Here is a 26320-nt window from a genome sequence, read left to right as displayed (position 1 = left end):
ATTGCAGTTGCCTTCAGCCCCGCGCCGAAGACGGCGAGTGCAAGCTCAGCCAACAGGGCCATGCATGTTGATGTCAGAAGGACAACCCCGATGGCAAACCTGCCGAAATCGTCACCCTCCAATGCCCCTTGAGAGGTTTCGCTTGGCGGAGGATTCTGGTCGTTTCCACTTCCAGATGGCGTCTGGTGTTCCACTTCATGGTTCTTTCTGGTTTCGGGCGCCGTCTCCCTTTCCCTGGCGCGGTTGAAGCCGCCGGGGCCTTGGACCGCTCCCGCGTCAGGAGCGTTGCGCTAGTCGTCTATGGAGGACATCGGCCTGTCCGGTTGCATGAACGTCGGGTCGTCCAGGCCCGCGCCTGCCTTCTTGCTCCACATCACCGTCCGCCAGATACCGGCGATCTCTTCGTCCTCGGCGCCCGAGTGCAGGGCCGCACGCAGGTCGTCTCCTCGCGGGCGAACAGGCACGTGCGGACCTGGCCGTCGGTCGTCAGGCGGTTGTGGTCGCAGGGGGCGGGTGACGAGGCGATGACGCCCACCAGATGCAAGCCGCCGTTCACGAGCCAGTTCCGCCGGGGCTGAGCCGCGTTCCCGGAGCCCTCTTCAAGGGGGTGCGGAGCGAGGTGAGGATGTCCCCTGCGGTGATCACGCCGTCGCGCTTCCAGCCGTGCTGGGCGTCCAGCGGCATCTGCTCGATGAAGCGCAGTCAGCAAATTGCACGGCGTCGGTCAGTGACACTCTCAGGTCAATGGCCACTTGGCCGTAGGTGTCGATGAGCACGTGGTCCCCTCCCTTGTCGAACATCTGCTATTTCGACCGTTGGTGGTCCACCATTTCCTCATCAACGGTCGAGGAATTCTGGGCCTGGATCGAAGCTCACAGTAACTTAGAGGCGTAGCCGCCACAGCCGCGCAAAGGGAGAGGAATTTTTTCCATGGATAGCTACCTTCAGTGAAGAAGATCTCCACTTATAGCGAGCAACAGGAGGACGCACATCGTTCTGGACGAGCTTCCGCCCGTCCATCCGGTGTCCATTCACGGCTATTTCGCGTAGGGGCCATCATTTGACGGCACGGCGACGCCTCATACCGCTCGGTCATGCTGGCTCATGACGAGCGTGCCCCGCTATGCGCGCTCACTCTGTGTACGGAACCTGCGCCGAACGGCCAGGGCTGAGCCGGCGAGGAGGGCCAGTGAGGCCAGGGTCAACTGGCCGGCGGTGGACGGGCAGTCTGACGGTGTGGCATAGCCGCCGTCCTCCAGGCCTGCCTGGCGTTCGAAGTGGTTGAACGCGCCCGGGAAGAACGTCTCGTCGAGAGCGTATAGCGCGGGGAAGGCCGCGGGTCCGGCGGCGATCGAGAAAGCCGCCCACTGGTCGGCATGCCGGGCCTCATGTTCCGACAGGCGGTCATTGCGCGGCGTCTCCGCCTCCATGCGCTGGTCGGTGAGGAAGACGGTGCCGAACGTAGTGCCGGCGCGGACGACCCCTTCGTCCAGGACGACAGCGGTGGTCCCGTTGCCGTTTTGATGTACCTCGCCGCCCTTGCCGACGCCGTAGAGCAGGGCCGCCCCGGAAACCGGCGCGTTGACCACTGCGCGGGTGGTCTTCCACGCGCCACCGCCGCCGCTGGTCCCGGTCACCGCCAAGGAACCGGCCAAAACCAATTGCACCGCCGCTCCGGCCCCGACCACTGCCAGGCGCCGCCGGGACGGCACCCGTCCGCGCATCGTGCCGAACGCGGCGAGGACGAGGCTCACCAAGCCACCGCAGATCAGACACGCGGTCCACCACAATGCCCAGCGGACTCTCCGGCTCCGAGTGCGCCCGACGGGCGACTGCGGCCCGGCAACGACCGGTCGGCGGTCCGGCAGGGTTGTGACAGCGGGCCGCTCCAGCGTCGACGTCGTCATGGGCGCCTCGCATAACCTCGATCGGCGCCGGGAGTGAAGCTGGCCTTCCTCATGTTCTTTGCGTCCTGTCAGCGGTTCAACAGCCACGCACGGGAATTCCCAAGGCGTGGTCCACGGGCGAGTAGTGCTCGATGCTGACCTTCACACGCGGGCGCGGACGCGAAAAGGGGAGAAAGTCATCCGGGGAGTAACCCCTCCCCCCTTTACCGTAGGAAAGGCGCCGACGTGGGGTACGTCTCCTTCGCCTGATCGAGGAGGCGGATTCCCAAGGCGCCCTCCGACAGGCCGGTGACGGTCATGGCGAGGATGAGGCCGATCGTGTCGGTGAGGATGTCGCGCTTCCGGCTCGACGATCTAATGGTCGGTAGATCGGTCTCGTAGGGGACCAGGTCGGCGCGGCTTCGGCCTTGAAGATGTCCTTCGCAGCCTTCCACAAGGCTGCCCGCACACGGGCTGCGGTCGTAGGCCCTTGCCGAGAGTCACGGCGTCGCCGACCTCCTCACGGAGGAGGCTCGGCACATGCCCTCTGACATCCTCTCGGATCCCGATTACTTGCCCAGTGTGACCGCCCGCGCCTGGCGTTGGGCCCGAGACGCTGGAGATCGCCGACAGCCTGCGCACCTCCAGTCTGCCGGCCGACATGGCCGAGGCCGCGGTAGCCGTACTGGCACGCTGGGAGAAGGACAAAGACCGGTACGACATCACGCTCGCCGAGGCCCTCGACCACCTGCGGGACGCCCCGAACCAATGATCTGTCAGAAGAGTCGTGTCAGCGCAGCGCTATGGCGTTGGTCGGTGAGCCGACTCCCTCGGTCAGGTTGAGGGGCTTGACCGTGAGGAGGCTGTCCCAGCGGCCGGTGGCGCGGCAGTCCAGGGTGAGGTTGCTGCGGTTCCACAACTCGCCCAAGGGTAGCTCCAGTTTGGCGATGAGTTCCTGGTGCATCATGCCGTCATCTTCTGGTGCGCTGTGATGGAAGTCGCTGCTACTGAGGTTTTCGGTTCGGGGTGACGTCATGGCGGTGTTGTGATCAGTCCGGTCCCGGCGATGAACCCATCGAGCAGGTCCGGCCGATACTGCAGCCGTTTGAGGCGGGTGCGGACCAGCCCGGCGAGGTCATCGATGCTGCACGGGGCGAGGTTGCCCAGGCTGTTCTTCAGGTGCGCCCATACGCCCTCGGCCGGGTTGAGGTCGGGGGTGTAGGTCGGGAAGCGGAAGACCGTCAGCCACGGCCGCTTCCCGATCAGTTCGCGCATGGCGGCGTCGACGTGGTGGCTGTAATTGTCCCAGACCAACACGACGTTGCCGCCGAGCTGCTGGTGGGCGGCGTCCAGCATCGAGGCGAAGTCTCTCTCCCGAAACCCTTCTTCTCACCCCTGCGGCGGTGGTGGACCAGCATCCGGAAGACCAGCCGGGTGCCCTGACCGGCTTGCGGCAGACCAGGCCAGCCATGGAAACGCGGCCCGAGCCGGCCACCCGGACCCTGACCAGGGGCGGACAGCCACGGTGGGACCATGTGCACGCCTTGGGCGGCCGCAGCCCTGCCCTGCCTCATCCGCGAAACACAGCCAGGTGTCCTGGTCCCTCACCGTCTTTCCACCTGCGGCCACGTCTCCTTGATCCGCGTGACCACGGCCTCCTCGTCACGCTTCGCGGCCCGCCGCACCGGCATCTGCACCGAAAAGCCCATCTGGTGCAGAATGCGCCAGGTCTGCGCCGAACTGAAGCGCACGTGGAAGCGCCGCGCGATCACCGTGGCCACCCGGGCCAGGGCCCTCCGCTGGTCCTCCGTCCAGCCGTGCGCGGCCGGCCCGGCCCCTTCTCCAACTCCGTCGGCAGCCAGGAACGCCACTCCGGCTTCATCCGTGACGGACTCCCGGACGGCCCCTTGGACCGCAGCCCCTCAACGGCGTCGTCCCGTCAGCGGGCATGCACGCATAGGCGGACTTGCGTGAGACCCGTAACCGCCGCGCGACCTGCGGCGTTTTCACCCCTTGCGCGTATAACTCGGCAGTCTGAACGCACTTGCTCCCGTGAGGCCCGCTGCTTCGCGGTCAGGCCACCCAAATCGGGATACCGCATGCGCCAGCAATACACCCGCCCCGCGAGATCGCCGTCACCCTAAGGGCTGTCCCGTAAATACCCTTCGCCGTCTGTGCCGACGAACCCTTGGATGCGTCGCGAGGCAGCTTGAGCAGCGGCAGGCGGGAGGCGGCTCAGCCTTGCGGCTCCTGCGGCTTGACGTCGAGCTCGCGCAGATTTTGGTCCTTGAGCTCGGTGCGGGCCTCCGTGCGGTGGCCACGGGCGATGTAGTCCCGCACAATCGCCTCGATCGCGTCCTGAGGCGAGCCGATCCCAGCCAGGACCATCACTTCCACTACGAGTTCGGCGTCGAGACTGATACTGACCTTGGCCATCGTGCCCCCTCTATTGCGTCGCACGCGCACTCTAGCTGCTCACGTTCCGTAGCGTGCGCTCAAGATCCGATCTCAGGGGACGAGCCCAGAGTGGGATGATCTTGCTGTGGCTGGTGTGGACGGCGTCGGAGTCGTCCTGGATAGCCCCGTTCACCGGGCTGAGCCCGCGTCAGTTCGGCAAGCTGATCACCGCCCTGCGGCGTGACGGCGCGGATCCGGTCCGCAAGGGCCGGCCTTGGAGTCTGCCGTTGGAGGACCGGGTTCTGCTGGTCGCCGCGTACTGGCGCACGAACCTCACCCTGCGGCAGCTCGCCCCGCTGTTCGGCATCTCGAAATCGGCCGCCGACCGCGTCGTTGACCACCTTGGGCCGTTGCTGGCGCTGCAGCCCCGCAAGCGGTTCCGCAGGGACACCGTGCTGATCGTGGACGGCACCCTGGTGCCCACGCGTGACCACACCGTCGCCGAGCAGTCGAAGAACTATCGTTACTCGACCAATCATCAAGTCGTCATCGAGGCCGACACCCGGCTCGTCGTCACCGTCGGCCGGCCCGTGCCCGGCAACCGCAACGACTGCAAGGCGTGGGAGCTGTCCGGCGCGAAAGACGCTGTCGGCAAGGCCGCGGTCATCGCGGACGGCGGCTACAGGGGCACCGACCTGGTCATCCCGCACCGTCGCGAGCGGGACAAGAAAGAACTCCCGGCCTGGAAAGAGGAACACAATGCCTCTCACCGCAAAGTCCGCGCCCGGGTCGAGCACGTCTTCGCCCACATGAAGGCTTGGAAGATCCTCCGCGACTGCCGCCTGAAAGGCGACGGTGTCCACCACGCCATGCTCGGCATCGCCCGCCTGCACAACCTCACCCTGGCCGGGTAACGGAGAAACAGGCTGGTCAATCAGCACGCTAAAGATCATTTACGGGACAGCCCTTAGTACTGCAGCCGCAGTTGGTGTGACGAGTGGTCGGGCGGCTCGTTGAACTGGGCATGGGTGGGGACGTCACGGTTGATGAGGTGCACCGCTGGGCGGCGGGTCTGGACGCTCTGCATGCTCGGATCAGTGGGCATTTCCGGAGGTCGGAGCCGCGTCGGCGGGCAGGAGAGTACCTGCGCGGACTGCTCGCGCCGCTGGAGCGCAAGAACGGCTGGACACTGGCCGAGCAGGCCGGTGAGCTGTGCCCGGACGGCATGCAACGGCTGCTGAACCAGGCCGACTGGTCCGCCGACGCGGTCCGTGACGAGGTCCGTGGCTTCGTGCTGGAAAACCTGGGCGCCGAGGACGGTGTGCTGGCCGTGGACGAGACCGGCTTCGTCAAGAAGGGCACCCGCTCGGCCGGCGTGCAGCGGCAGTACACCGGCACTTCCGGGAAGATCGACAACTGCCAGCTGGGAGTGTTCCTGGCCTACGTCTCCGCCAAGGGGCGGGCGTTGATCGACCGGGAGCTGTACCTCCCCACTTCCTGGATCGAGGATCCGGCCCGCCGGGCGGACGCGAGGATCGGTGACGAGGTCGCCTTCCGCACCAAGCCCGCGCTGGCCCGCGCGATGCTGGAGCGGGCGGTTGCCGCGAAGGTGCCGTTTCGCTGGGTGACCGGCGACGAGGTCTACGGCCAGGACCCGGTCCTACGCGGCTGGCTGGCCGAACAGCGCCTGAGCTACGTGCTGGCAGTCGCCTCCAGACATCGATGCGGGCCGCGCGGGCAGAACGCCCGCACCGTCTCAGCGATCCTGCCGGAGCACACCTGGGAGATCCGCTCGGCCGGGGAGGGTGCCCACGGCCTGCGCGAATACGCATGGGCCCTGGTCCCGCTGCCAGGTGAGCGTGACGACGGCTTCGAAGACGCCCTGCTGATCCGGCGGTCCCTCGCCGACGGCGAGCGCGCCTACTACCTGGTGCACGCACCCGCGAACACGCCGCAGGCCGAGATCGTCCGCGCTGCTGGGGCCCGCTGGGCGATCGAAGAATGCTTCCAGGCCGCCAAGAACGAGGCCGGCCTGGACCACTACCAAGTACGCCAATACCCGGCCTGGTACCGGCACATCACCCTGGCCATGGCAGCTGCCGCCCACCTGACCGCAGTCCGGAGCACCACTCACGAAAAGGGGGACACAGCCGCGACCTCATCCGACTGAGCGTGAACGAAATCCGCCGCCTGCTGAGCAGATTCACCCACGCCGTCCGGCACGAAGCCGACCACATCCTGCACTGGTCACGCTGGCGCCGCCGCCATCAACAGCGAGCCCGCCTCAGCCACTACCGCCGCCGCGGCCACCAACCCCCGTAACTGCGGCTGCAGTATTAGGCCGAGACCCTCAGTAGCCAGCACAGGAAGGACCTCGACGGCGAACGTGTCGGTGGCCATCAGGGCGATGCGGTGGCCCCAGCACCAGGCGGCGAAGGCACGGCTCTGCGCGAACCCGGTCGCGCGGCGCTTGGCACGAGTCTTGGCACGTTGTCCGGGGCCGGTGGTGAGGTACCAGTCTGCCCAGCCGGCGTGGACGAGGGCCAGGTCGCCAGGCTCAATCCGGCAACTCTGCTCAGCCTGGGCGTCGGTGGTGAGAGCGGCACGTCGGCGTGGGACAGCGGTATGCCGCGTTCCCAGAGCAGGCCATCAAATGTCGACCAGCAGATCACGGCCTGTCAGCGGTGTCTCGGCCCACAGTTGGACGCCCAAGCGTGGGCTTCGGGGTGAGATTTCGTGGTCGGGTACGCCGTTGTAGAAGCCATGTCGAGAGGCGCGTCGGTGGCGCAGTCCGTCGATCTGGGTGCTCGCCTGGAGGTGGAAGTCGTCCAGGACGTCGTCGCGTGCCTGGTCGTGCTTGGCGGTGATGCGGTGTCGGGGGATTCCTCGAGCCTTCGACATGGGCGGGTCGCAGGCGTTGAGCGGATAGTCGAGATGGAAGGCACAGGCCGTCCACGACACGCGTGGTCACGCGGCGGTGGCGGAGGTTCCTGGATGGTCTTCTCGGCATACGGACTCCTGATGAGGCTTATCAGCATGCGAGAGGAGGGGTGGATCACGCAAGATCCATCCAGGAAGCTCCGCCTCATTCCGAGCCGGTCGCCGTCGCAGCCAAGGGGCGCGACGACCCTTCCTCGTTCGTCCTCTCCTGCCGACGGTAGGGGAGGACGAACGAGAGGATGCCGCAGACGCTCGCCGCGATGCATGTGGGCGGTCTGGCGACGGCCTCGATGTCCGTGACCCAGTGGGCGTCGCCGAGAACGATGCCGACGGCCTAGCCCAGGACACTGGCGGCGTTGGTCACGTCGTCCGGCACGTTGCAAGGGATCTTCCGGGAAGCATGATCCCTCTTCGCTCTGGCACTGAACCGACACGGGCTTTCGACACTGTACGGAGGACGTCCCAAAGGGCGGGTGACTCATGGGGGCCCTCAGGTGACCTGAGGCGGTCAGGGCCGCGCAATGGCCTTGCCGCTGTCGCGGGTGCCCACAAAGGGGAGGATTTCGCCCCGGAATCACATCATCCAGGGAGGAAACTGTCCCCCTCTCTGCTCGGGTGAACGGTGGCAGACTTGGCGCCATAACCAGTAACGTGCCCAATGCAACTAGGAGATTCCTGGCGAGATGCCGTGCCGAATCGAGTCCGGAATCATCGGTGTCTGCCCGTGTCGGGAATTGCGCTTCGGACCCGCCCGTTTACGCCCGGACCCCTGCGGGTCCTCTCGGCTCGACTGGGCCCATCAGCCGGTGTGAATGAGATTCAAGGCCATCCTGGGATAAAAACGCCCCCCTCACAATGTGGGGATTTCGTGTGAGAGTGACTTGCATGGAGAGCGGCATACATTTGAACGAGCTGGGTGCATTTCTCAAAGCCCGGCGAGCGGAGCTGAGCCCGCGCACGGTAGGGCTGCCGGAGTCGGGAGCGCCGAGGCGCGTGCCAGGTCTCCGGCGGGACGAGGTCGCCCGGCTGGCCGGGCTCAGCAGCCCGTACTACGCGCGCCTGGAACAGGGGCGTGTAGTGCGGCCGTCGGCGGTGGTACTCGCGACGCTCGTCCGTGTCCTGCACCTGGATGACGAACAGCGGGACCATCTGTTCGAGTTGGCGGGCGAGGCGGGAGTCAAGGTGTGCCGACGCCCGGCGCAGAAAGTCCAGCCTCAGGTGCAGCGATTCATCAACGACATCCCGTTCACCCCGGCGCTGGTGCTGGGCCGGTACATGGGCATCCTCGCCTGGAACTCGTTGGCCGCCGCCTTGGTCACCGACTTCTCCCGGATTCCAGTCAAGAAGCGGAACTTTGTCCGGCTGCTCTTCACCGAGCCCGCCATGAGGGTGCTGTACCCGGACTGGGAGCGTGTCGCCCACGCGTGCGTCACGCAGTTGTGGATGGAGGGCGCCAAGTGCCCCGGAGACACACAGCTGACCGAGCTGGTGGGTGAACTGTCGGTGGCTGACGCCCACTTCCGCCGATGGTGGGGAGCGAAGCACGCCACGGTGCTGAGCGTGGGAACGAAAACCCTGCGGCATCCGGTCGTCGGGGACGTCACCCTTGACTGGGACAGCTTCACCAGCGTCACCGATGGCGAGCAGCAGTTGGTGATCTGGACCGCCGAGCCAGGAACGGCATCTCACGACAACCTGCGTCTCCTCCAGGCCTGGACTGCGCGGCCGTCGGCGGCATGAGCGGCTGCGTGCATCCGAGCGATGCAGGACACCCAACGTGAGACCTCACGGGCTCGGCGAATTGGTGAATGCTACATCTTTCTCAGCTGCGTTCGTTGCCCGATAGTGCCACACCCGCTTTCATCTTCCGCTGTCGGACAAGCGGAGCAGAGTTCCCTTCGGGGGAAGAATATCCGGGGAGAAAACTCTCCCTCCCATGGGTGATGCCGGTGGTGCAAGACTTCGGGGCGTGACCAACCGCGGTCGCACAGCACGTGCGCATTCTGAATACGCGGTGGTGACGAAGTCGTGGGATTCGCCCAGCTCCCTGTCGCCGTGCAGGCCAGGTGCCCCATCCACCGAGTCCGAAGGCCTATGTATGTCCTCCCCTGAGTTCACTGACCCAGATGTTCCACCCTCCACCGAGTCCACCGACTCCGAGTCCCTCACCGCGCCGACACGACGCACCTTCATCGCCACCAGTACCGCGGTCGGTGGTGCCGTCGTCGTCGGCGGTGTGATCGGTGGGTCCTTGCTCACCGCCGGGGAGGAGGTGGCTGCTGCCGAGGCGCCCCCGTCCAGCCGTGTCTCTCTGACGGTGAACGGCACCCGCCGGACCGTGACGGTGGACAACCGCACCTCGCTGCTGGACCTGTTGCGTGAGCACTTCGATCTGACCGGTTCGAAGAAGGGCTGCAACGCGGGTGCTTGTGGTGCTTGCACGGTGCTGGTCGACGGTCGGCGGGTCAACTCCTGTCTGACACTGGCCGTGCGGCTGGAGGGTGCCGAGGTCACCACGATCGAGGGCTTGGCCGACGGTGACGAACTGCATCCGCTGCAGAAGGCGTTCATCGAGCAGGACGCGTTCCAGTGCGGCTACTGCACGCCGGGCCAGATCATGTCGGGCGTCGGCTGCATCCAGGAGGGCCACACCGACTCGCCGGAGGAGATCCGGGAGTGGATGAGCGGCAACATCTGCCGCTGCGGCTGCTATGTGAAGATCGTGCGCGCGGTCGACCAGACCGCTGGCCGGAAGTAAGGAGCCGCTGACATGCATCCCTTCTCCTTCACGAAGGCCGCGAACACCCGTGAGGCCCTCAACGCCGGTCGGCGCGGCGGCCGTTACATCGCCGGGGGCACCACCCTCGTCGACCTGATGCGGGAGACCGTCGAGCGTCCCGAGGCGCTGGTCGACATCTCCGGTCTGCCTCTAAACGAGGTCACCGTCACCGAGCGCGGCGGGCTGCGCATAGGTGCGCTGGTGAGCATGGCCGAGACGGCCGCGAACCGGAAGGTACGCACCACGTACCCGGTCATCTCCGAGGCGCTGGAGCTGAGCGCGTCGGCGCAGCTGCGGAACATGGCCACCATCGGCGGCAACATCATGCAGCGCACCCGGTGCACGTACTTCCGTGATGTGACGGCCGACTGCAACAAGCGTGATCCGGGGTCGGGTTGTGCCGCGCTGAACGGCCACAACCGCACGCACGCGATCCTCGGCACGTCCGACTCCTGCGTGGCCACCCACCCCTCCGACGTCGCTGTGGCCTTCGCGGCGTTGGAGGCGACCGTGCACCTGCTCGGCCCGGACGGGGAACGCCGTATCCCCTTCGCCGACTTCCTGCTGCGGCCCGGCACCACTCCGAACCGAGAACAAGCCCTTCGAAAAGGCGAGTTGATCACGGGAGTGGAGATCCCGGCCCTTCCGCGTCCCCTGCGCTCGGGCTATCTGAAGGTGCGTGACCGGCAGTCGTACGAGTTCGCCCTGACGTCGGCGGCTGTCGCCCTGCATGTGCGCGGCGGGCTGATCCGGGAGGCGAAGGTGGCGGCTGGGGGAGTGGGCACGGTGCCGTGGAAGCTGTCCGCAGTCGAGCGGCACCTCATCGGTGAGCGTCCCTCGAAGTCGTTGTGGAAGGCTGCCGCCGCGAAGGCGGTGGCAGGTGCCCGTCCCCTTGACCACAACCGGTTCAAGGTCGAGTTGCTGAAACGGACCGTTGAGCGTCAGCTGCGCATCGTAGGAGGTACGAAGTGAGCCCCCAGCCGCAGGCAGCTGTAGGCGCGCCGCTGTCGAGGGTGGACGGCGAGCTGAAGGTCACCGGTAAGGCGGTGTACGCCGCCGAGCACGACGTTGACGGGGCGGTGCACGCCGTCATCGTCGACGCGAGCATCGGTCGGGGCCGTATCACCTCCATCGACACCGGTGACGCCGAGAAGCATCGGGGTGTGCTGCGGGTGATCAGCCATCGCAACGCGCCGAAACTGCCCTACCGCGACAACGCCGGCTCCAACAACCCACCCGGTCGCAGACTGCGGGTGTTCCAGGACGACCGGGTGCTCTTCCACGGTCAGCCGGTCGCCGTCGTGGTCGCCACGACCCTGGAGGCCGCGCAGCACGGGGCGAGCCTGGTCAAGGTCCGCTATGACGCGGAGGAGCCCTCGACCGATTTGCACGAGGCCGAGCGGGACAAGCCGACGGATTACGCTCGCGGTGACGCGGAAGCGGGCCTGCGCTCCTCGGCCGTACGCCTGGACCTGACCTACCAGTTGGCGCGCAACCACCACAACCCGATGGAGCCCCACGCCACCATCGCCCGCTGGGACGGCAACAAGCTCACTGTCTGGGACAAGACGCAGTGGGTGGTGGGCACGCATGACGAGCTCGCCGCCGTGTTCGACCTGCCGGCGGAGTCGGTGCGGGTCATCAACCCGTTCGTCGGGGGCGGCTTCGGCAGCGGGCTGCGCTGCTGGCCGCACACGATCGTCGCCGCGCTGGCCGCGCGGGAGACGAAGCGTCCGGTCAAGCTGGTGCTGAGCCGCAGGCAGATGTACTTCGGCACCGGTTTCCGGCCGTCGTACGAGTACCGGCTGCGCCTCGGCAGCGACCGGCGCGGACGGCTGTCCGCCGCGATCCACGACATCGACGCCGAGACCTCGTCGTACGAGACGTTCACCGAGGCCGTGATGGCGGCCGGGCAGATGATGTACAGCATGCCCAACGTCAGCCAGGCGTACCGGCAGGTTTCCCTGGACGTGAACACCCCGATCTGGATGCGCGGCCCCGGTCTCGCCACGGCGTCGTTCGCCATCGAGTCGGCCATGGACGAGCTCGCGCACGAACTCGGCCTCGACCCGATCGAGCTGCGCCGGCGCAACGAACCGTCCGAGGACGAGTCGAACAACCTGCCGTTCTCCACCCGGCGGCTGCGTGAGTGCTACACGGTCGGCGCCCGGGAGTTCGGCTGGAGCCGCCGCTCGGCCCGGCCGCGTGCGCGGCGCGAGGGCGACTGGCTGATCGGCCTGGGCATGGCCGCCGGTGTCTACGATCCCGGGCGTTTCCCGGCGGAGGCCCGGGCGCGTCTGGACGCCGACGGGACCGCTGTGGTCGAGTCGGCCACCAGTGACATGGGGCCGGGCACCTACACCTCGCAGACCCAGGTCGCGGCGGACGCCCTCGGGCTGACCATGCGCACGGTGACCTTCCGGCTCGGCGACTCCCTGTATCCGCCGACCGGCCCGCACGGCGGCTCGGCCACCATGGCCAGCGTCGGCACCGCCGTCGTCGACGCCTGCGACAAGGTACGCGAGCAGGCGATCAAGCTGGCCGTCGAGGACCGCGAGTCACCGCTGTACGGGGTGGACGTCGGCGATGTGGTGGTGCGCGGCGGCCGACTGCACGTGCAGGGCAACCAGGCGCGCGGCGAGACGTACCGGAGTCTCCTGGCCCGCAACAACCGCTCGCATCTGGAAGCGAGCGGCTCCTACGCCGGACCGCCCAGTCCGGCGCGGCGCTCCTACCACGCCTACAACGCCACCTTCGCCGAGGTCGCCGTGGACGCGACCCTGGGCCTGGTGCGGGTGCGGCGCATGCTCGGCGTGTACGACGCGGGCCGCATCATCAGTCCGAAGCTGGCCGAGAGCCAGGCGTTCGGCGGCATCGTGGGCGGTATCGGCACGGCCCTGCTGGAGCACACCGTCACCGATCACCGCGACGGACGGATCGTCAACGCCAACCTGGCCGACTATCTCGTCCCGGTCAACGCCGACATCCCCGAGGTCAGGGCGATCTACCTGGACGGCGAGGACAACGACGGCAATGCGCTGGGGGTGAAGGGGCTCGGCGAGGTCGTTCAGGTGGGTGTGGCGGCCGCGATCGGTAACGCGGTCTTCAACGCCACCGGCCGCCGGGTGCGTGAACTGCCCATCACGGCCGAGGCGTTGCTCTGACCTGAGCACGCCCATCGACCGGTCCGGCAGCAGCTCCACTGTCCGGCTGCCGGGCCAGACAGGGTCGCCGCCGCGCACAGATGCTCCCCCGCAGCGCGGCGGCGGCCCGCCCCACGTTCCCCCGGCGAACCACGGAGAAAGACTCATGCTGAACATCGCGGACACACTGCACCGCTGGTGCCGCGAAGCACGCCCCTTCGCCCTGGCCACCGTTGTCGACGTCACCGGCAGCGCTCCTTTGCCGATCGGCACGTCGGTCGCGGTGGACGCCGACGGCAACGCGGTCGGCAGCATCTCCGGCGGCTGCGTCGAGGCAGCGGTTTACGAGCTGTGCCGGCAGGTGCTCCGTGACCGGGGTGCTCCGCAGCGCGCCTGGTTCGGTTACTCCGACGACGACGCCTTCGCCGTCGGACTGACCTGCGGCGGCGAACTCGATGTCCTCGTCCGGCGCATCGACCCGGCCACCGAACCGCATCTCGGTGCTGCCCTGGACGACATTGTCCAGGGCAGGCCGACCGCCGTGGCGCAGGTCGTCGACGGCCGCCACGACCTGCTGGGCCGCATGGTCTGCGTCCTTGCCGACGGCACCGCCTCCTACGGAACGCTGGACGGAGGGCCGACGGACCGCGCGGTGACCGCACAGGCGGGCGCCCTGCTCCGGTCCGGGCGTACCGCGCGCGTCGAGCTCGGCGGAGACGCCGACACCTGCCCGGACCGGCTGTCCGTCCTCGTCCATGTGGCCGCCACCCGCCCTCGCCTGATGATCTTCGGCGCCGTCGACTTCGCCGCCGCCCTCAGCCAGGCCGGCCGCTTCCTCGGCTACGGGGTCACCGTCTGCGACGCCCGCCCCGTCTTCGCCACCGAGGCACGCTTCCCGCACGCCGACGAGGTCGTCGTCGACTGGCCCCACCGCTACCTGGAACACACCGAAGTGGACGCCCGCACCGCCGTCTGTGTCCTCACCCACGACGCCAAGTTCGACATCCCCCTGCTACGGCTGGCCCTCGATCTGCCCGTCGGCTATGTCGGGGCCATGGGATCGCGGCGCACACACGAACAGCGTCTCCGCCTGTTGCGCGAACAGGGCATGTCCGACGGCCTCATTGACCGCCTGCACTCGCCGATCGGCCTCGATCTCGGGGCTCACACACCGGAAGAGACAGCTGTCTCCATCGTGGCGGAGATCATCGCCTCCACCAACCTCGGAAGCGGCCTGCCCCTCTCCCGGCGAACGGGACCGATCCACCGTGCGATGCCCCCGTCGCCAGGCGCGGCCGATGCCCTGCCCACGCTCGAAGGGACAGCCGCACGTGTGTGAAGCGGCACGGTCGCGCGGATGATCAATGGTGTGCCGGGGCAGCGACGAGGCCCGGACGGCCCCATCTCGGGCGGTGTTCCCGCAGCCGAACCCGCCGCCCTCGCGGAACCTTGACCGCTGAACCCGCTCGATCCGCAGACGTTTCCTTCCGGCAAGTGCGCCACAAGCACATCAGTGGAGCAACGCTTCGCCCCGGCCAGGGGCCCCATCCCAGTGAGATTGGCTGACATGACTGGCAGTGCACCCCATGAGTTGGGTGACTTCCTGAAACTCCGGCGTGCGGAGCTGACTCCCCGGTCCGTAGGGCTGCCCGACTCGGGAGCGCCGCGTCGAGTCCCCGGCCTGCGCCGGGAGGAAGTGGCAGTGCTGGCCGCGATCAGCACGGACTATTACACACGGGTGGAACAGGGACGCATCGATGTCTCCGAGCCCGTGCTGGAGGCCATCGCCCGAGTGCTGAAGCTCAGTGACGACCAGCGGGAGTACGTCTTCGAACTGGCGGGCAAGGACGCCAGTCGCCCGCACCCGCCCTTGGCTCAGGTTGTCAACCCGCAACTGCAGCGGCTGCTCGACGACCTCATGTCCATCCCGGCCATGGTCCTTGGACGCCGGATGGACGTGCTGGCGTGGAACGAGATGGGTGCTGCCCTGGTGGGCGACTTCGGGCGCATCCCGAAAGGGGACCGAAATTACGCGAAGATGATCTTCTCGGACCGCATGAGGGGCCTGTACGCCGACTGGGAGGCCGCGGCCCGCCTCGCTGTCGCACAACTACGCAGGGAAGCGGCCCGCAACCCCGGCTCGCCGAGACTCGCCGCACTGGTCGACGAGTTGTCGGAGCGGGACGCGGACTTCCGGCGGTGGTGGGCCGAGCACCTCGTGGCGGCCCGGAAGGTCGGTGCGAAGACGCTGAACCATCCGATCGTCGGCGAACTCACCCTCGAATGGGACACCCTGACGTGCAGCACCGACCCTGATCAGCAACTGACCATCTGGACGCCCGCACCCAACACGGCCACGCACGACAGACTGCGCAGCCTTGCGGCTTGGGTGGCTGACGGGCACCCGGCCGCCCCCGGTACGGCGAACTGACAACGACACCGTGCGCGGGCGAATCCGCGAACCCATTCACGCGACGCCCACTTCGCCAGCCGTAGGGCGGCCAGGGTGAACTCTGGCCTGCTCGGCCCACTCGGGTCGGCGCCGGCGTCCGGGCCCTGCAGTCAGCGAAGTACGAGCCGGGCAGCATGGGCACTGCTGCTTCCAGGTCGGCGTCCTCCCGGATCTCTCCCTGGTGGTGGGCGGATGCGGAGAGGAGGGTTTCCTCCCTAGTTGGACACCTCCAGGGAGGAAGCCTTCCCCTCACAGCCGCCTATCCCGTGATTTGCCGTCAGCCGAGGCCGTCGTGCGAGGTGGTCTGTACCTCGGCCCGCAGGGCGTGGCTGGCCCGGTATCGCGGGTCGTGGTACGACGACCATAGGGCGTCGAGCAGCTCGAGCACTCTGCGCGTGGACCATCGGGCGCTCCAGGCGAACGGGCCTATGGGGTAGTTGGTGCCCAGGAGCATCGCGATGTCGATGTCGTCCGGGGTCGCGACCCCGTGGTGGGCCGTCTCCCACGCCTCGTTCGCGATCATCGAGAGTACTCGGGCGACCACGAGCCCCGGGATGTCGGCCATGGGGAAGGCGTGTATGCCGGCGCGATCCAGCAGGGCGACGACGACGTCCGTGAGCGCGGCATCGGCGGAGGCGAGAGCGAGAGCCGTCGCCGTCGAGGGATCCAGGCAGCGATCGAGGAGGAGTACAGGCTCGCTTCGCCGGGCGGACTCCTCGCGTGCGCTCCGGCCGCGAGTGACCATGACCGACCCCAGACTGACGAATTCGATGCGCGGGGTGTCGCTTTCCTCCCGGCTGAACTCAAGGCCGCTACGAGTGAGCACGGCCTCCAGCTGGTCGTCCGAACCGTGCAGGACCACAGGCGTGGCGCCTGTCACTGCTTCGGCCTTCACTTCCGCAGCGAGGGGACGTGTTCGCTCGGCGCTCTCGCCGTACTCGTAGAAACCCTGGCCGGTCTTGCGACCGAACCGTCCTGCGGCGATGAGTTCGCTCTGGATGAGGGAGGGTGCGAAACGCGGGTCGTAGTGGTACGAGGTCCAGACGGACTGTGTCACCGCGAAGTTGACGTCGTTGCCGATGAGGTCCATCAGTTCGAACGGGCCCATGCGGAATCCCCCGGCGGAGCGCATGAGTTCGTCGATCGCCTCCGGAGTGGACGCACGCTCCTCGACGAGTCGGAGCGATTCCCCGTAGAAGGCCCGGGCCACCCGGTTGACGATGAATCCGGGTACCGAGCGGACGTGGGCAACCGACTTGCCCCAGCGTACGGCGAGTTCGGCGACGGTATCGACGACCTCGTCAGCGGTCTGCAGGCCCCGGACGACCTCGACGAGCCTCATGACGGGGACGGGGTTGAAGAAGTGCATGCCGACCACGCGTGACGGATCCGGCGTGCCGGCGGCGATGGCGGTGACCGACAGCGACGAGGTGTTCGTCGCGAGGACGCACGTCGGTCCGAAGTGTTCTGCGGCGCGACGCAGAACCGCCTGCTTGATGTCGAGGCGCTCGAGGATGGCCTCGACGACGACTGTGGGGGCGTCCGTCGGTGTCTGGGTGAGGTCGGTGAAGGTACGCAGCCGTGCCTTCACCAGGGCGGGTGCCGCCGGGTCTCTCCGGCTGAGACGTGCGGTGATGTCGGATCCGGCCACCCTCAGCTGAGCCTCGTCCGGGTCGACCAGGTGCACCGGGTGACCGGAGGCGAGTGCGACCTGCGCGATCCCCCGGCCCATCGTGCCCGCTCCGATCACGCAGATGTGGGCCAGTGGTTGTGACATCAGGGGCTCCTCGGCGTCGTCCGTGGATCGCCGCCGTGGTGCCGCGGACGATCCCCAAGATCCTTGACATGGTTCCTCGACAGAGTATCGTAATGTCAAACTTTTGCAGGTGTATGAAAAACAGATCAGGGTGTGAGGTGTTCGTCAGGTGAACGCGCCGTGACGCGAACCAGCCGCATTCCGAACGGGCCGACTCGTCGAACCAGGAGCTGAGTCCATGAGCTACGAGGACATCACCGTCGCCGTCCATGACGGCGTCGCGGTGATCACGATCAATCGGCCCGACCGGGCCAACAAGCTGAGGTTCGAAACAGCGCGTGAGCTGCTCGCAGCGTTTCAGCACGTGCGGCAGTCGCCCGACATCGACGTGGCGATCCTCACCGGCGCGGGCGAGAAGTTCTTCTGCATCGGGGGAGAGCACGAGGAGCCCACGTCGCTCGACTACTCCAGCGTGATGCCGGTCATCGATCTCTACGAGTTCATCGACGCGATGCCAAAGCCGGTGATCGCGGCGGTCAACGGATACGCCGTCGGCGGAGGGAACGTGCTTCAGGTCGTGTGCGACCTCTCGATCGCCGCCGACCACGCTGTGTTCCGCCAGGTGGGTCCGATGGTCGGCAGCTTCGACGCCGGCTTCGGCACCTGGTACCTCGAGGAGACCATCGGGCGCCGGCGGGCGAAGGAGATGTGGTACCTGAACCGCAAGTACCCCGCGCAGGAAGCCCTGGACATGGGCCTGGTCAACGAGGTGGTGACCGGTCGCCCCGTCCTCGACCGGGCCATCGAGGTCGCCCAGGACCTGCGCCGACGCGGCCCCTTCGCGCTGGCCGCCCTCAAGACCGCCTTCTCCAGCCGCCACACCGGTGTCGCCGGGCAGGCACGCCTCGCGCACGACCTCCTGCTCACCGCCTACCGCGGCACCCAGGAGGCGGCCGAGATGTCGGAGTCCTTCGAGGAGCGCCGCGACCCCCGTCGCGAGAGGTTCAACCGATGACGGGGCGCAATGCGGAACTCGATGACTTCCTCGATGTGCTGACGAAGCGTCTTGTGTCGGTGGAGTGGAGCGACGCCCACGCGATTCGCGCCGCGCTCGCCGCGGCGGATGTCCTCGATCTGGCACAGGAGGCGGCCGAGCTCGACGACGCCGTCGACTGGCTCGTCGCAGCCGTGCGTACGACCGCGCACTTCTCGCCCGCAGCCGCGTTCGCCCTCGCGGGCCGGTTCGCCGCGCAACGTGGTCTCGCCGCTTCGGATGCGGACGGCCGCGATGCGCGGGACGTAACCTCCGCGGTCATCAATCCCGCCGCGCACGACCCGTGGACGGCCACTGTGCCCACCTTGTTCGCGCCCGGCGCGGTGGTGCTCTTGGACCGCTTCACGGGACGGGCCGTGCTGGCCCGCCGGGACGCGCTGGTGGGGGAGCCCGAGGGAACACGCCGCAGCGGACTGCGCGAAGCCGCCCTGCGGACGGTCCGGCTCGACGACACGGTCGTGACGCTGCCGGACGATGTCACGAGGCGCACCGCGCGCGACTGGGACCTGTTCACCTCCGCTGCGGCCCTCGGCCTCGCCGAGACAGCGCTGCACACGGCAGAGACGTACGCCGGTGAGCGGCGTCAGTTCGGTTCCGCGATCGGCACCTTCGCGGGTCTGCGCGCGATCCTGGCCGAGATGCGGATCCGTGTCCGCACGGTGCACGCGATGCTCGAAGGCGCGGTCGCCAGTGACCTCGACACGGCAGAGCTGCTGGCCCAGGCCGGCAGGACCGCCGTCGATGTCTGCCTGGACGCGATCCAGGTGCACGGCGGCTACGGGTACATCGACGAATACCCCGTGGCCGGTCTGCTGCGCGACGCGATCAGCCTCCGGGCCCGCGGCGGCGGCCGCCGGACCGTCCTGGCGCAGGTCGCCTCTCGACGCCTCGGCAAGCCCGGGGGCGATACGTGAAGGCTCTCGCACACTCCGCGCCCCTGAAGCACCACCCGAGGAAGGAGGCCTCATGAACGCGTCTGCCGGCCCGCTGCACGGGATCACCGTGGTCGACATCTCGTCGTCCTACGCAGCACCGACCACTTCCATGTACCTCGGCGACATGGGAGCGGAGATCATCAAGATCGAGCCCGTGCGTGGAGACGACGCCCGTGGATGGGGACCACCCTTCCTCAACGGCGAAGCCGCGTGGTTCCTGTCGGTCAACCGCAACAAGAAGAGCTTGTGCCTCGACATACGCGGTGAGCAGGGCCGTGAGGTGCTCTTCCGGCTGCTGGAGACCGCGGACGTGTTCATCGAGAACCTGAATCCGGCCAAGCTCGAGCGGCACGGCCTGGGGCTCGACGCACTGCGTGAACGCTTTCCTCGGCTCGTGATCTGCGCGCTGTCGGGATTCGGTATCGACGGCCCCGATGCCGCGCTCCCGGGATACGACCTGATCGCCCAGGCCCGCTCCGGGATGATGAGCGTCACGGGTGAAGCCGGAGTACCGCAGCGCGTCAGCACCGCTCTGTCCGATGTCGCGGCCGGCACTGTCGCCGCGTACGCCATCGCGGCCGCGCTGGTCAGGCAGCAGAGGCACGATGTCGGCGAGATCATCGACGTCGCCCTGCTCGAAGCCGACCTCGCCTTCATGTCACCTCGGATCGCCAGCTTCCTCGCGGGCGATCCGGAACCCCGCCCCTGCGGCGGTACCGACTCGGTGGTCGCGATCTACCAGACGTTCCGGACGAGCGACCGCCCCATCGTCGTCGCCGTGGGCAACGACAAGATCTGGCTCCACGCCTGCGCGGCCCTGGGCCTGGACGAGCTGGCCCAGCGGCCCGACCTGGCCACCAACGCCGGACGCCGCGCGCGCCGGGACGAGGTCGTCAACGCCTTCCAGTCGGTTCTGACCACGAGGACCTCGCAAGAGGCGCTCAAGGCTCTACAGGATGTCGGCGTACCGTGTGCGCGGATCAACTCGCTGTCCGAAGTCGTCGACGACCCTCAAGTGGAGGCTCGCGAGGCGATCGTCAGCCAGGAGCATCCGCGCGCGGGCGTCTTCCGGGGCGTCGCGAGCCCGTGGCGTCTCGGTTCGCAGAGGAGTCGGGCGCCCCGCCTGCCGGCGCCGCTCCGGGGCGAGCACGGGCGAGACATCCTTACAAGTGCAGGATTCGACGACGAGCGGATCGCCGATCTCGCGGAGGCGGGTGTCGTATGGGTTCCCTGATCGGGGTGGACGACGACGGGCGGGTGCGGACGATCACCCTGAACCGGCCGGACCGGCTCAATGCCCTGAACACCTCCGTACTGGACGCGCTGGCCGAGGAGGTCCGGCGGGTCGCTGAGGAGAACCGGGGCATCCGGTGCCTGGTCATCCGAGGGGCAGGCGACCGGGCGTTCAGCGCCGGCGCCGACCTTGAGGAGATCCGCGGCCTCGACGCCGACCAGGCGCAGGCCTTCATCCGGCGGGGCCACCGTGCGATCACCGCGATCGAGCGCTCATCCGTTCCGGTGATCGCCGAGGTCGACGGCTTCGCCCTCGGCGGTGGATTCGAACTCATGCTGGCGTGCCACGTGGTGATCGCCTCGGACCGCAGTCAGTTCGGCCTCCCGGAAGCACGGATCGGCTGCATCCCGGGATTCGGGGGCACCCAGCGGCTGCCCAGAACCGTGGGCAAGGCGGCGGCCTTCCATCTGATGCTCACCGGCAGCCGGATCGACGCCGATCGTGCCTGGCAGATCGGTCTGCTGTCAGTCCCGCCGGTTCCCACCGCCGAACTGCCCCGTCAGGTGGAGGAGACGGCGTCTCTGATCGCGTCCGGGAGCCGCACCGGTCTGGCCAACCTGCTCGAAGCCGCGCGGCAGAGCACATCCGGCCCAGCCCTGGAACACGAGGCGGCACTAGCCGCCCTTTCGATCGCCTCCGTCGACGGCCAGGAGGGCATCACGTCCTTCGCCGAGCGACGCGAGCCCGTCTTCACCGAGGAGTGACGGAATTGAACACTGTGCCTGAGCACCCACCCTCGGCGGACCGCACCACCGTCCTCTCGCTCCTCGATGGCGTTATCGCGCAAACCGTGACCCCGGCCGCAGTGACCGTGGACCGCAACGGTTCCTTCCCTTCGGCGTCCATCCAGGCTCTCGCCCAGGCAGGTCTCGGCGGGCTTCTGATCCCGACCTCGCTCGGGGGGCGAGGCACGTCCACGGCGACGTACGCCGAGGCGCTGTCCCGGATCGCGGCCGCCTGCGGATCGACCTCGACGGTCTACATGACCCAGATGCACTGCGCTCACCCGATCCACCTCCAAGGGCGGCCCGACCAGCACGAGGCGTGGATTCCCGCGCTCTGCGAGGGCACGGCCATCGGAGCGATCGCCCTGACCGAGCCCGAGGCGGGATCGGACGTCGCGTCGATGCGTACGACGGCGCGTCGTGACGGCGACTCCTATGTGATCAACGGCGAGAAGACGTTCATCTCCAACGGCGATGTCGCCGACGTCATCGTGCTCTTCGCGACGGTCGACCCGAGTCGCGGCAAGGACGGCATCACGGCCTTCCTCGTCGACACGGAGTACTCGCGGGGTCTCGAGCCCGGCAAGCCGATGAAGAAGCTGGGCCAGAAGGGCGCCTCTACCGTCACGCTCGGATTCCAGGACTGCCGGATCCCCGTGGAAGCGCGACTCGGCGCCGAGGGCGAGGGCTACCCCCTGCTGTTGCGGTCGGTGACGAAGTCGCGTATCAGCGCCGCCGCCCAGGGCGTGGGCTTTGCCCAGGGTGCCTTCGACGCGACTGTGCGCTACTGCGCGGAGCGGGATCTTCTCTCTTCCCGCACCCGCGGTGCCCAGGACCTCCAGTTCGAACTGGCCCGCCTGCGGGCGGAGATCGCGGCCGGACGGTCGATGCTGAGGGAGGTCTGCGATCTGGTCGACGCCAGCGACGAGGACCCCACGGCCGAGGTCGCCATGGTCAAGCTGCACTGCACGACCCTGGGCGTGCGAGTCGCCTCGGCCTGCGTCGAACTTCTCGGCGAGGACGGAGATCGCGACGACATCGGTGCGGAGCGCCGACTGCGCGACGGGAAGATCACGGAAATTTACGACGGGACCAACCAAGTCCAGAGCATGCTCGTCGCCCGAGACATCCGTCTCTCGGTCATGCCGTGACCGAGCACATCGGCCGGCGCCGCTGACTCACACGAGTCTTGTCCACGAGGAGAGGTCCATGATGTGGGAGGGCCGTCACGACCGCCTGTTCATCGGAGGGCGGTGGGTTCCGGCACACGGTGAGCATCTGAGGATCGTGTCGCCGTTTACAGAAGAGGTCGTCGCCGAGGTTCCCTCGGCGTCTCCGAGCGACATCGACCGTGCCGTCGCCGCGGCACGTGACGCGTTCGACAACGGGCCGTGGCCGCGTATGCCGCTGGAGGCGCGCATGGCGGTACTACGGGAACTGCGGCGGCTGCTCGCCGAGCGGCAGGAACCGATCGCACAGCTCATCACTGACGAGATGGGCTGTCCCATCACGCAGTCCCGCGCCATCCAGGCCGCCAATCCGGTCCGGGTGATCGACGCGTGTCTCGATCTCGCGCTGGACTACCCGTTCCGGTCGATCCGTACGGCAGAGACGGGCAGCGCACTCGTCACCCGGGAACCCGTCGGCGTTGTCGCCGCCGTCGTTCCTTGGAACGTGCCCATGAGCATCAGCGTCCAGAAAGTCGTTCCGGCCGTGCTGGCGGGGTGCACGGTCGTTCTGAAGCCGGCCCCGCAGACGGCGCTCGACGCGTACCTCCTGGGTGAGCTGATCGAGCGGGCCGGGTTCCCGGAGGGCGTGGTCAACATCGTTCCGGCGGAGCGCGAGAGCAGCGAGCACCTCGTCGCGCACCAGGGCGTCGACAAGGTGTCCTTCACCGGATCAACCGCTGCGGGTCGCCGGATCGCGGCGCTGTGCGGTCACGATCTGCGGCGTGTCACGCTGGAGCTGGGTGGAAAGTCGGCCGCCCTTGTTCTGGATGATGCGGACCTTGACCGGACCGTCGAGGCGATGCGCCTCGGGGCGTTCCGCAACAACGGTCAGGTGTGCACTCTGAAAACCAGGGTGCTGGTCTCCGAGGCGCGTCAGGCCGAGCTCGTCGAGCGGCTCCGCTCCCTGATCGACTCGATGCCCGTGGGCAGTCCCTACGACGAGGCCACGCAGATCGGGCCGCTGGTCTCCCACCGGCAGCGTGAGACGGTGCAGCACTACATCGCCACCGGTCTCAAGGAGGGCGCGACCCTCGTCGCAGGTGGCGGACGTCCAGAGGGTCTTGACCGCGGCTGGTTCGTGGAGCCGACGCTCTTCACCGGTGTGCAGCCGGATATGACGATCGCTCAGGAAGAGATCTTCGGGCCGGTCCTCGCCGTCATGACCTACCGGGACGAAGACGACGCCGTCGAGATCGCCAACAACTCCCCTTACGGTCTCAGCGGGGCAGTGTTCACATCGGACCCCCGCCGAGGGCTGGAACTCGCGAGCCGGATCCGCACCGGTGTCGTGGAACTGAATGGGCACCCGGTCGGGCTCAAGGCACCGTTCGGTGGGTTCAAAGCCAGTGGCATCGGGCGCGAGTACGGGCACGAGGGGCTGGACGCCTACACGGAGTTGAAGTCCGTCGGACTGCCCCCGGACATGGCGACATCGTTCGCTTAACCGACCGACCGAGCTGGGCTCGGGACAACCCGCACGCTCTGCACCCATCGCCCCTGCTGACCAACGGGTCGCGGTTGTCGGGACGACACCGTAGCCACCGGACTGAGAGGAACAGACCATCAGATGGATCGTCTTGCCCACACCGATGAACTGACCGAGGACCAGCGGGAGATCCTCAAGGTGGTCAGACAGTTCGCCGAAGAGAAGATCATACCGGTCGCCGCCGAGCTCGAGCGCAAGGACGAGTACCCGACCGACATAGTCGAGGGACTGAAGGAGCTCGGTGTCTTCGGCCTGATGATCCCGGAGGAGTACGGCGGGCTGGGTGAGTCGCTCCTGACCTACGCGCTGTGTGTGGAAGAGATCGCACGAGGCTGGATGAGTGTCTCGGGTGTGATCAACACCCACTTCATCGTCGCGTACATGCTGATGCAGCACGGCACCGAGGAGCAGAAGCGGAAGTACCTCCCGCGGATGGCCACCGGCGAGGTGCGGGGCGCCTTCTCGATGTCGGAGCCAGGCCTCGGCTCCGACGTCTCGGCCGTGGCCACCAAGGCCGACAGACTTGCCGACGGCTCCTACTCGATCACCGGCCAGAAGATGTGGCTCACCAACGGCGGTTCGTCGAACCTGGTTGCGGTTCTGACGAAAACAGACGAGGGCGCGGCCTCGGTCTACAAGAACATGACCACGTTCCTGGTCGAGAAGCAGCCCGGCTTCGGCGAGACCGCCCAGGGCGTCACCGTCCCGGGAAAGATCGACAAGATGGGTTACAAGGGCATCGACACCACCGAGATGATCTTTGACGGCCATCGGATCGAGGGCGCCCAGATCCTCGGGGGGAAGCCCGGCCAGGGCTTCTACCAGATGATGGACGGTGTCGAGGTGGGTCGTGTGAACGTCGCCGCGCGCGCGTGCGGCATCGCCGTTCGCGCCTTCGAGCTGGGCATCGCGTACGCGCAGCAACGTGAGACGTTCGGAAAGCCGATCGCGCAGCATCAGGCGATCCTGTTCCGCCTGGCGGAGATGGCGACCAAGGTCGAGGCCGCCCACGCGATGATGGTCCGCGCGGCCCGCAAGAAGGACTCCGGCCGGCGTAACGACGTCGAGGCCGGCATGGCCAAGATGCTCGCGAGCGAGTATTGCAAGGAAGTGGTCGAGGCGTCGTTCCGCATCCATGGCGGGTACGGCTATTCCAAGGAGTACGAGATCGAGCGGCTCTACCGCGAGGCGGCCTTCATGCTCATCGGCGAAGGTACGTCCGAGATCCAGAAGATGATCATCGGCCGCAGTCTGCTCAAGGAGTACGCGATGTGACGAGCCCAGGGACAGTCGGCGCATGTCTCCCCGCCGTAATCCGGCAGGGAGGCTCTCGATCAGCAGGTTGAAGCACGACATTTTTCGGTATGACAATTTACCGACCCTGGTCATATACTGCGGCTTTGGGATCAGGCCTTGTGTACGCCCGAACGTGACGGCGTCGGGCATGTCGACGGTTGGGGAGGCGTGGTATGGCTGAAACGGGGTCTGGGGCGGCGGAGAAGTTCCGGGCGCGACAGGTGACGCGGCCGCGTGATCAGGTGGAGCAGCAGATCAGGGAGGCGATCCTGGAGGGTCGTTTCGCCCAGGGGGAGAAGCTTCCGCCGGAGACGGAGCTGGCGAAGCAGTTCGGTGTGAGCCGTCCGACCGTGCGTGAGGCGTTGGGTGCGCTGGTGAGTGGCGGCCTCATCCGGAAGATTCCGGGCATGGCCGGCGGGAGTTTCGTCAACACGGTCACTCCGGATTCGCTCAGCCGGATGCTGAGTGAGTCGGTGGACACCATTTTGCGCCTGGGTGCCTTGGACATGCTCGAGCTGACCGATGTGCGGCGGGTGTTGGAGGTCCCGGCCGCCCGCCTGGCCGCTCGGCATCGGAGCGAGGAGCAGGTGGGCGAGCTGCGGTCGATCGTGGAGCGGCAGAGGACGACGACCATCGATGATCCGGGGATTCCCGGCTACGACCTGGCGTTTCATACGACGATCGGGCAGGCGTCGGGCAACCGGCTGCTGGCGGCGTTCATCGCCGCGGTGCACGATGCGACGCACCCGGCCCAGTACCTGGACGTGACCGCGGAAGTCGGGAAGCGGACGGTGAAGCAGCACATGGTGATCCTCGCGGCGATCGAGACCGGGGACGAGGACGCGGCCGCGGAGGCGATGCAGTCGCACCTCGACTACGTCCTGCGCTATTCGACCGCCCAGCCCAAGGCCTAGCTCCACGCACGGCGACCTGACTGACTCGCCTGAG

Annotated in this window: 22 protein-coding genes and 3 pseudogenes; 16 read left to right on the top strand and 9 right to left on the bottom strand. The window is 67.6% G+C overall.

The annotated features are described in order from the left end of the window. Window positions 1–290: 290 nt before the first annotated feature. From JIX55_RS05305 to JIX55_RS05275, 6 genes and pseudogenes are all read right to left on the bottom strand, one after another. Window positions 291–702, bottom strand: a pseudogene (locus JIX55_RS05305) (GTP 3',8-cyclase MoaA); the annotation flags it as partial. 419 nt (window positions 703–1121) lie between these two features. Further along, complete coding sequence (locus JIX55_RS05300) at window positions 1122–1754, bottom strand: hypothetical protein (protein WP_257562056.1); 633 nt, start codon at window positions 1752–1754, stop codon at window positions 1122–1124. A gap of 377 nt (window positions 1755–2131) precedes the next feature. Further along, window positions 2132–2251, bottom strand: a pseudogene (locus JIX55_RS05295) (IS5/IS1182 family transposase); the annotation flags it as partial. Window positions 2252–2676: 425 nt separating this feature from the next. Next, window positions 2677–2853, bottom strand: a complete 177-nt coding sequence (locus JIX55_RS05290; protein ID WP_257562055.1) for a hypothetical protein — start codon at window positions 2851–2853, stop codon at window positions 2677–2679. Between the two features lie 65 nt (window positions 2854–2918). After that, a pseudogene (locus JIX55_RS51370) lies at window positions 2919–3987 on the bottom strand (IS630 family transposase). A gap of 134 nt (window positions 3988–4121) precedes the next feature. After that, entirely contained in the window at window positions 4122–4322 is a 201-nt protein-coding gene (locus JIX55_RS05275; RefSeq protein WP_257562052.1) for a DUF2191 domain-containing protein, read from the bottom strand. A 95-nt stretch (window positions 4323–4417) separates the two neighbouring features. Between JIX55_RS05275 and JIX55_RS05270 the strand changes: the two genes are divergently transcribed. Continuing rightward, window positions 4418–5197: a transposase gene (locus tag JIX55_RS05270; protein ID WP_443046376.1), complete on the top strand. Its 780-nt coding sequence runs from the start codon at window positions 4418–4420 to the stop codon at window positions 5195–5197. Between the two features lie 110 nt (window positions 5198–5307). After that, the gene (locus JIX55_RS05265; RefSeq protein WP_257562051.1) at window positions 5308–6453 is read left to right on the top strand and encodes an IS701 family transposase; all 1146 of its coding nucleotides are present in this window, start codon (window positions 5308–5310) and stop codon (window positions 6451–6453) included. A gap of 77 nt (window positions 6454–6530) precedes the next feature. Here JIX55_RS05265 and JIX55_RS05260 read toward each other — a convergent pair whose 3' ends face one another. After that, window positions 6531–6830, bottom strand: a complete 300-nt coding sequence (locus tag JIX55_RS05260) for a hypothetical protein (RefSeq protein WP_257569221.1) — start codon at window positions 6828–6830, stop codon at window positions 6531–6533. 102 nt (window positions 6831–6932) lie between these two features. Then, window positions 6933–7184: a hypothetical protein gene (locus JIX55_RS05255; protein ID WP_257562050.1), complete on the bottom strand. Its 252-nt coding sequence runs from the start codon at window positions 7182–7184 to the stop codon at window positions 6933–6935. 924 nt (window positions 7185–8108) lie between these two features. Between JIX55_RS05255 and JIX55_RS05250 the strand changes: the two genes are divergently transcribed. From JIX55_RS05250 to JIX55_RS05225, 6 genes are all read left to right on the top strand, one after another. Further along, on the top strand, window positions 8109–8963 hold the full coding sequence (locus tag JIX55_RS05250; protein WP_257562049.1) for a helix-turn-helix transcriptional regulator: 855 nt from the start codon (window positions 8109–8111) through the stop codon (window positions 8961–8963). A gap of 358 nt (window positions 8964–9321) precedes the next feature. Beyond that, a complete protein-coding gene (locus JIX55_RS05245; RefSeq protein ID WP_257562048.1) occupies window positions 9322–9981 on the top strand; it encodes a (2Fe-2S)-binding protein in 660 nt (219 codons plus the stop codon). Between the two features lie 12 nt (window positions 9982–9993). After that, window positions 9994–10974: an FAD binding domain-containing protein gene (locus tag JIX55_RS05240; RefSeq protein WP_257562047.1), complete on the top strand. Its 981-nt coding sequence runs from the start codon at window positions 9994–9996 to the stop codon at window positions 10972–10974. After that, the gene (locus tag JIX55_RS05235; protein ID WP_257562046.1) at window positions 10971–13166 is read left to right on the top strand and encodes a xanthine dehydrogenase family protein molybdopterin-binding subunit; all 2196 of its coding nucleotides are present in this window, start codon (window positions 10971–10973) and stop codon (window positions 13164–13166) included. Before JIX55_RS05240 ends, JIX55_RS05235 begins: the two co-directional genes overlap by 4 nt. 145 nt (window positions 13167–13311) lie before the next feature. Beyond that, entirely contained in the window at window positions 13312–14484 is a 1173-nt protein-coding gene (locus JIX55_RS05230; protein WP_257562045.1) for an XdhC family protein, read from the top strand. A 228-nt stretch (window positions 14485–14712) separates the two neighbouring features. Then, window positions 14713–15576 (top strand): helix-turn-helix domain-containing protein, encoded by an 864-nt coding sequence (locus JIX55_RS05225; protein ID WP_257562044.1) that lies wholly within the window; start codon window positions 14713–14715, stop codon window positions 15574–15576. 298 nt (window positions 15577–15874) lie between these two features. Here the strand turns inward: JIX55_RS05225 and JIX55_RS05220 are convergent, their stop codons facing one another. Further along, window positions 15875–17374: a 3-hydroxyacyl-CoA dehydrogenase gene (locus JIX55_RS05220; RefSeq protein WP_257562043.1), complete on the bottom strand. Its 1500-nt coding sequence runs from the start codon at window positions 17372–17374 to the stop codon at window positions 15875–15877. 217 nt (window positions 17375–17591) lie between these two features. Here JIX55_RS05220 and JIX55_RS05215 point away from each other — a divergent pair, with 217 nt between their 5' ends. The 8 genes from JIX55_RS05215 (at window position 17592) to JIX55_RS05180 (ending at window position 26286) form a co-directional block, all read left to right on the top strand. Continuing rightward, complete coding sequence (locus JIX55_RS05215) at window positions 17592–18368, top strand: enoyl-CoA hydratase-related protein (protein WP_257562042.1); 777 nt, start codon at window positions 17592–17594, stop codon at window positions 18366–18368. After that, entirely contained in the window at window positions 18365–19321 is a 957-nt protein-coding gene (locus tag JIX55_RS05210; RefSeq protein WP_257562041.1) for an acyl-CoA dehydrogenase family protein, read from the top strand. The genes JIX55_RS05215 and JIX55_RS05210 overlap by 4 nt, the downstream gene beginning before the upstream one ends. Window positions 19322–19373: 52 nt before the next feature. Next, window positions 19374–20576, top strand: a complete 1203-nt coding sequence (locus JIX55_RS05205) for a CaiB/BaiF CoA transferase family protein (RefSeq protein ID WP_257562040.1) — start codon at window positions 19374–19376, stop codon at window positions 20574–20576. Then, on the top strand, window positions 20564–21340 hold the full coding sequence (locus JIX55_RS05200; protein ID WP_257562039.1) for an enoyl-CoA hydratase/isomerase family protein: 777 nt from the start codon (window positions 20564–20566) through the stop codon (window positions 21338–21340). Before JIX55_RS05205 ends, JIX55_RS05200 begins: the two co-directional genes overlap by 13 nt. Next, window positions 21337–22512, top strand: a complete 1176-nt coding sequence (locus JIX55_RS05195) for an acyl-CoA dehydrogenase family protein (protein WP_331606443.1) — start codon at window positions 21337–21339, stop codon at window positions 22510–22512. Before JIX55_RS05200 ends, JIX55_RS05195 begins: the two co-directional genes overlap by 4 nt. 58 nt (window positions 22513–22570) lie before the next feature. Beyond that, a complete protein-coding gene (locus JIX55_RS05190) occupies window positions 22571–24034 on the top strand; it encodes an aldehyde dehydrogenase (protein WP_257562037.1) in 1464 nt (487 codons plus the stop codon). Between the two features lie 123 nt (window positions 24035–24157). Further along, on the top strand, window positions 24158–25351 hold the full coding sequence (locus tag JIX55_RS05185) for an acyl-CoA dehydrogenase family protein (protein ID WP_257562036.1): 1194 nt from the start codon (window positions 24158–24160) through the stop codon (window positions 25349–25351). A 194-nt stretch (window positions 25352–25545) separates the two neighbouring features. After that, window positions 25546–26286: a FadR/GntR family transcriptional regulator gene (locus JIX55_RS05180; RefSeq protein ID WP_257562035.1), complete on the top strand. Its 741-nt coding sequence runs from the start codon at window positions 25546–25548 to the stop codon at window positions 26284–26286. The last annotated feature ends 34 nt before the right edge of the window (window positions 26287–26320 follow it).

This window comes from Streptomyces sp. DSM 40750 (assembly GCF_024612035.1).
GTDB lineage: Bacteria > Actinomycetota > Actinomycetes > Streptomycetales > Streptomycetaceae > Streptomyces.
The sequence above is the reverse complement of the archived record's forward strand: the minus strand, read 5'-3'. Positions and strand labels throughout refer to the sequence as shown.

Excerpts from the sequence above, each read along its gene's own strand:
- JIX55_RS05240 (WP_257562047.1), top strand. The coding sequence starts at position 9,994 with ATGCATCCCTTCTCCTTCACGAAGGCCGCGAACACCCGTGAGGCCCTC.
- JIX55_RS05220 (WP_257562043.1), bottom strand. The coding sequence starts at position 17,374 with ATGTCACAACCACTGGCCCACATCTGCGTGATCGGAGCGGGCACGATG.
- JIX55_RS05255 (WP_257562050.1), bottom strand. The coding sequence starts at position 7,184 with ATGTCGAAGGCTCGAGGAATCCCCCGACACCGCATCACCGCCAAGCAC.
- JIX55_RS05180 (WP_257562035.1), top strand. The coding sequence starts at position 25,546 with ATGGCTGAAACGGGGTCTGGGGCGGCGGAGAAGTTCCGGGCGCGACAG.
- JIX55_RS05265 (WP_257562051.1), top strand. The coding sequence starts at position 5,308 with ATGGGTGGGGACGTCACGGTTGATGAGGTGCACCGCTGGGCGGCGGGT.
- JIX55_RS05205 (WP_257562040.1), top strand. The coding sequence starts at position 19,374 with ATGAACGCGTCTGCCGGCCCGCTGCACGGGATCACCGTGGTCGACATC.
- JIX55_RS05225 (WP_257562044.1), top strand. The coding sequence starts at position 14,713 with ATGACTGGCAGTGCACCCCATGAGTTGGGTGACTTCCTGAAACTCCGG.
- JIX55_RS05210 (WP_257562041.1), top strand. The coding sequence starts at position 18,365 with ATGACGGGGCGCAATGCGGAACTCGATGACTTCCTCGATGTGCTGACG.
- JIX55_RS05250 (WP_257562049.1), top strand. The coding sequence starts at position 8,109 with ATGGAGAGCGGCATACATTTGAACGAGCTGGGTGCATTTCTCAAAGCC.
- JIX55_RS05200 (WP_257562039.1), top strand. The coding sequence starts at position 20,564 with ATGGGTTCCCTGATCGGGGTGGACGACGACGGGCGGGTGCGGACGATC.
- JIX55_RS05275 (WP_257562052.1), bottom strand. The coding sequence starts at position 4,322 with ATGGCCAAGGTCAGTATCAGTCTCGACGCCGAACTCGTAGTGGAAGTG.
- JIX55_RS05245 (WP_257562048.1), top strand. The coding sequence starts at position 9,322 with ATGTCCTCCCCTGAGTTCACTGACCCAGATGTTCCACCCTCCACCGAG.
- JIX55_RS05230 (WP_257562045.1), top strand. The coding sequence starts at position 13,312 with ATGCTGAACATCGCGGACACACTGCACCGCTGGTGCCGCGAAGCACGC.
- JIX55_RS05215 (WP_257562042.1), top strand. The coding sequence starts at position 17,592 with ATGAGCTACGAGGACATCACCGTCGCCGTCCATGACGGCGTCGCGGTG.
- JIX55_RS05290 (WP_257562055.1), bottom strand. The coding sequence starts at position 2,853 with ATGATGCACCAGGAACTCATCGCCAAACTGGAGCTACCCTTGGGCGAG.
- JIX55_RS05270 (WP_443046376.1), top strand. The coding sequence starts at position 4,418 with ATGATCTTGCTGTGGCTGGTGTGGACGGCGTCGGAGTCGTCCTGGATA.
- JIX55_RS05185 (WP_257562036.1), top strand. The coding sequence starts at position 24,158 with ATGGATCGTCTTGCCCACACCGATGAACTGACCGAGGACCAGCGGGAG.
- JIX55_RS05190 (WP_257562037.1), top strand. The coding sequence starts at position 22,571 with ATGATGTGGGAGGGCCGTCACGACCGCCTGTTCATCGGAGGGCGGTGG.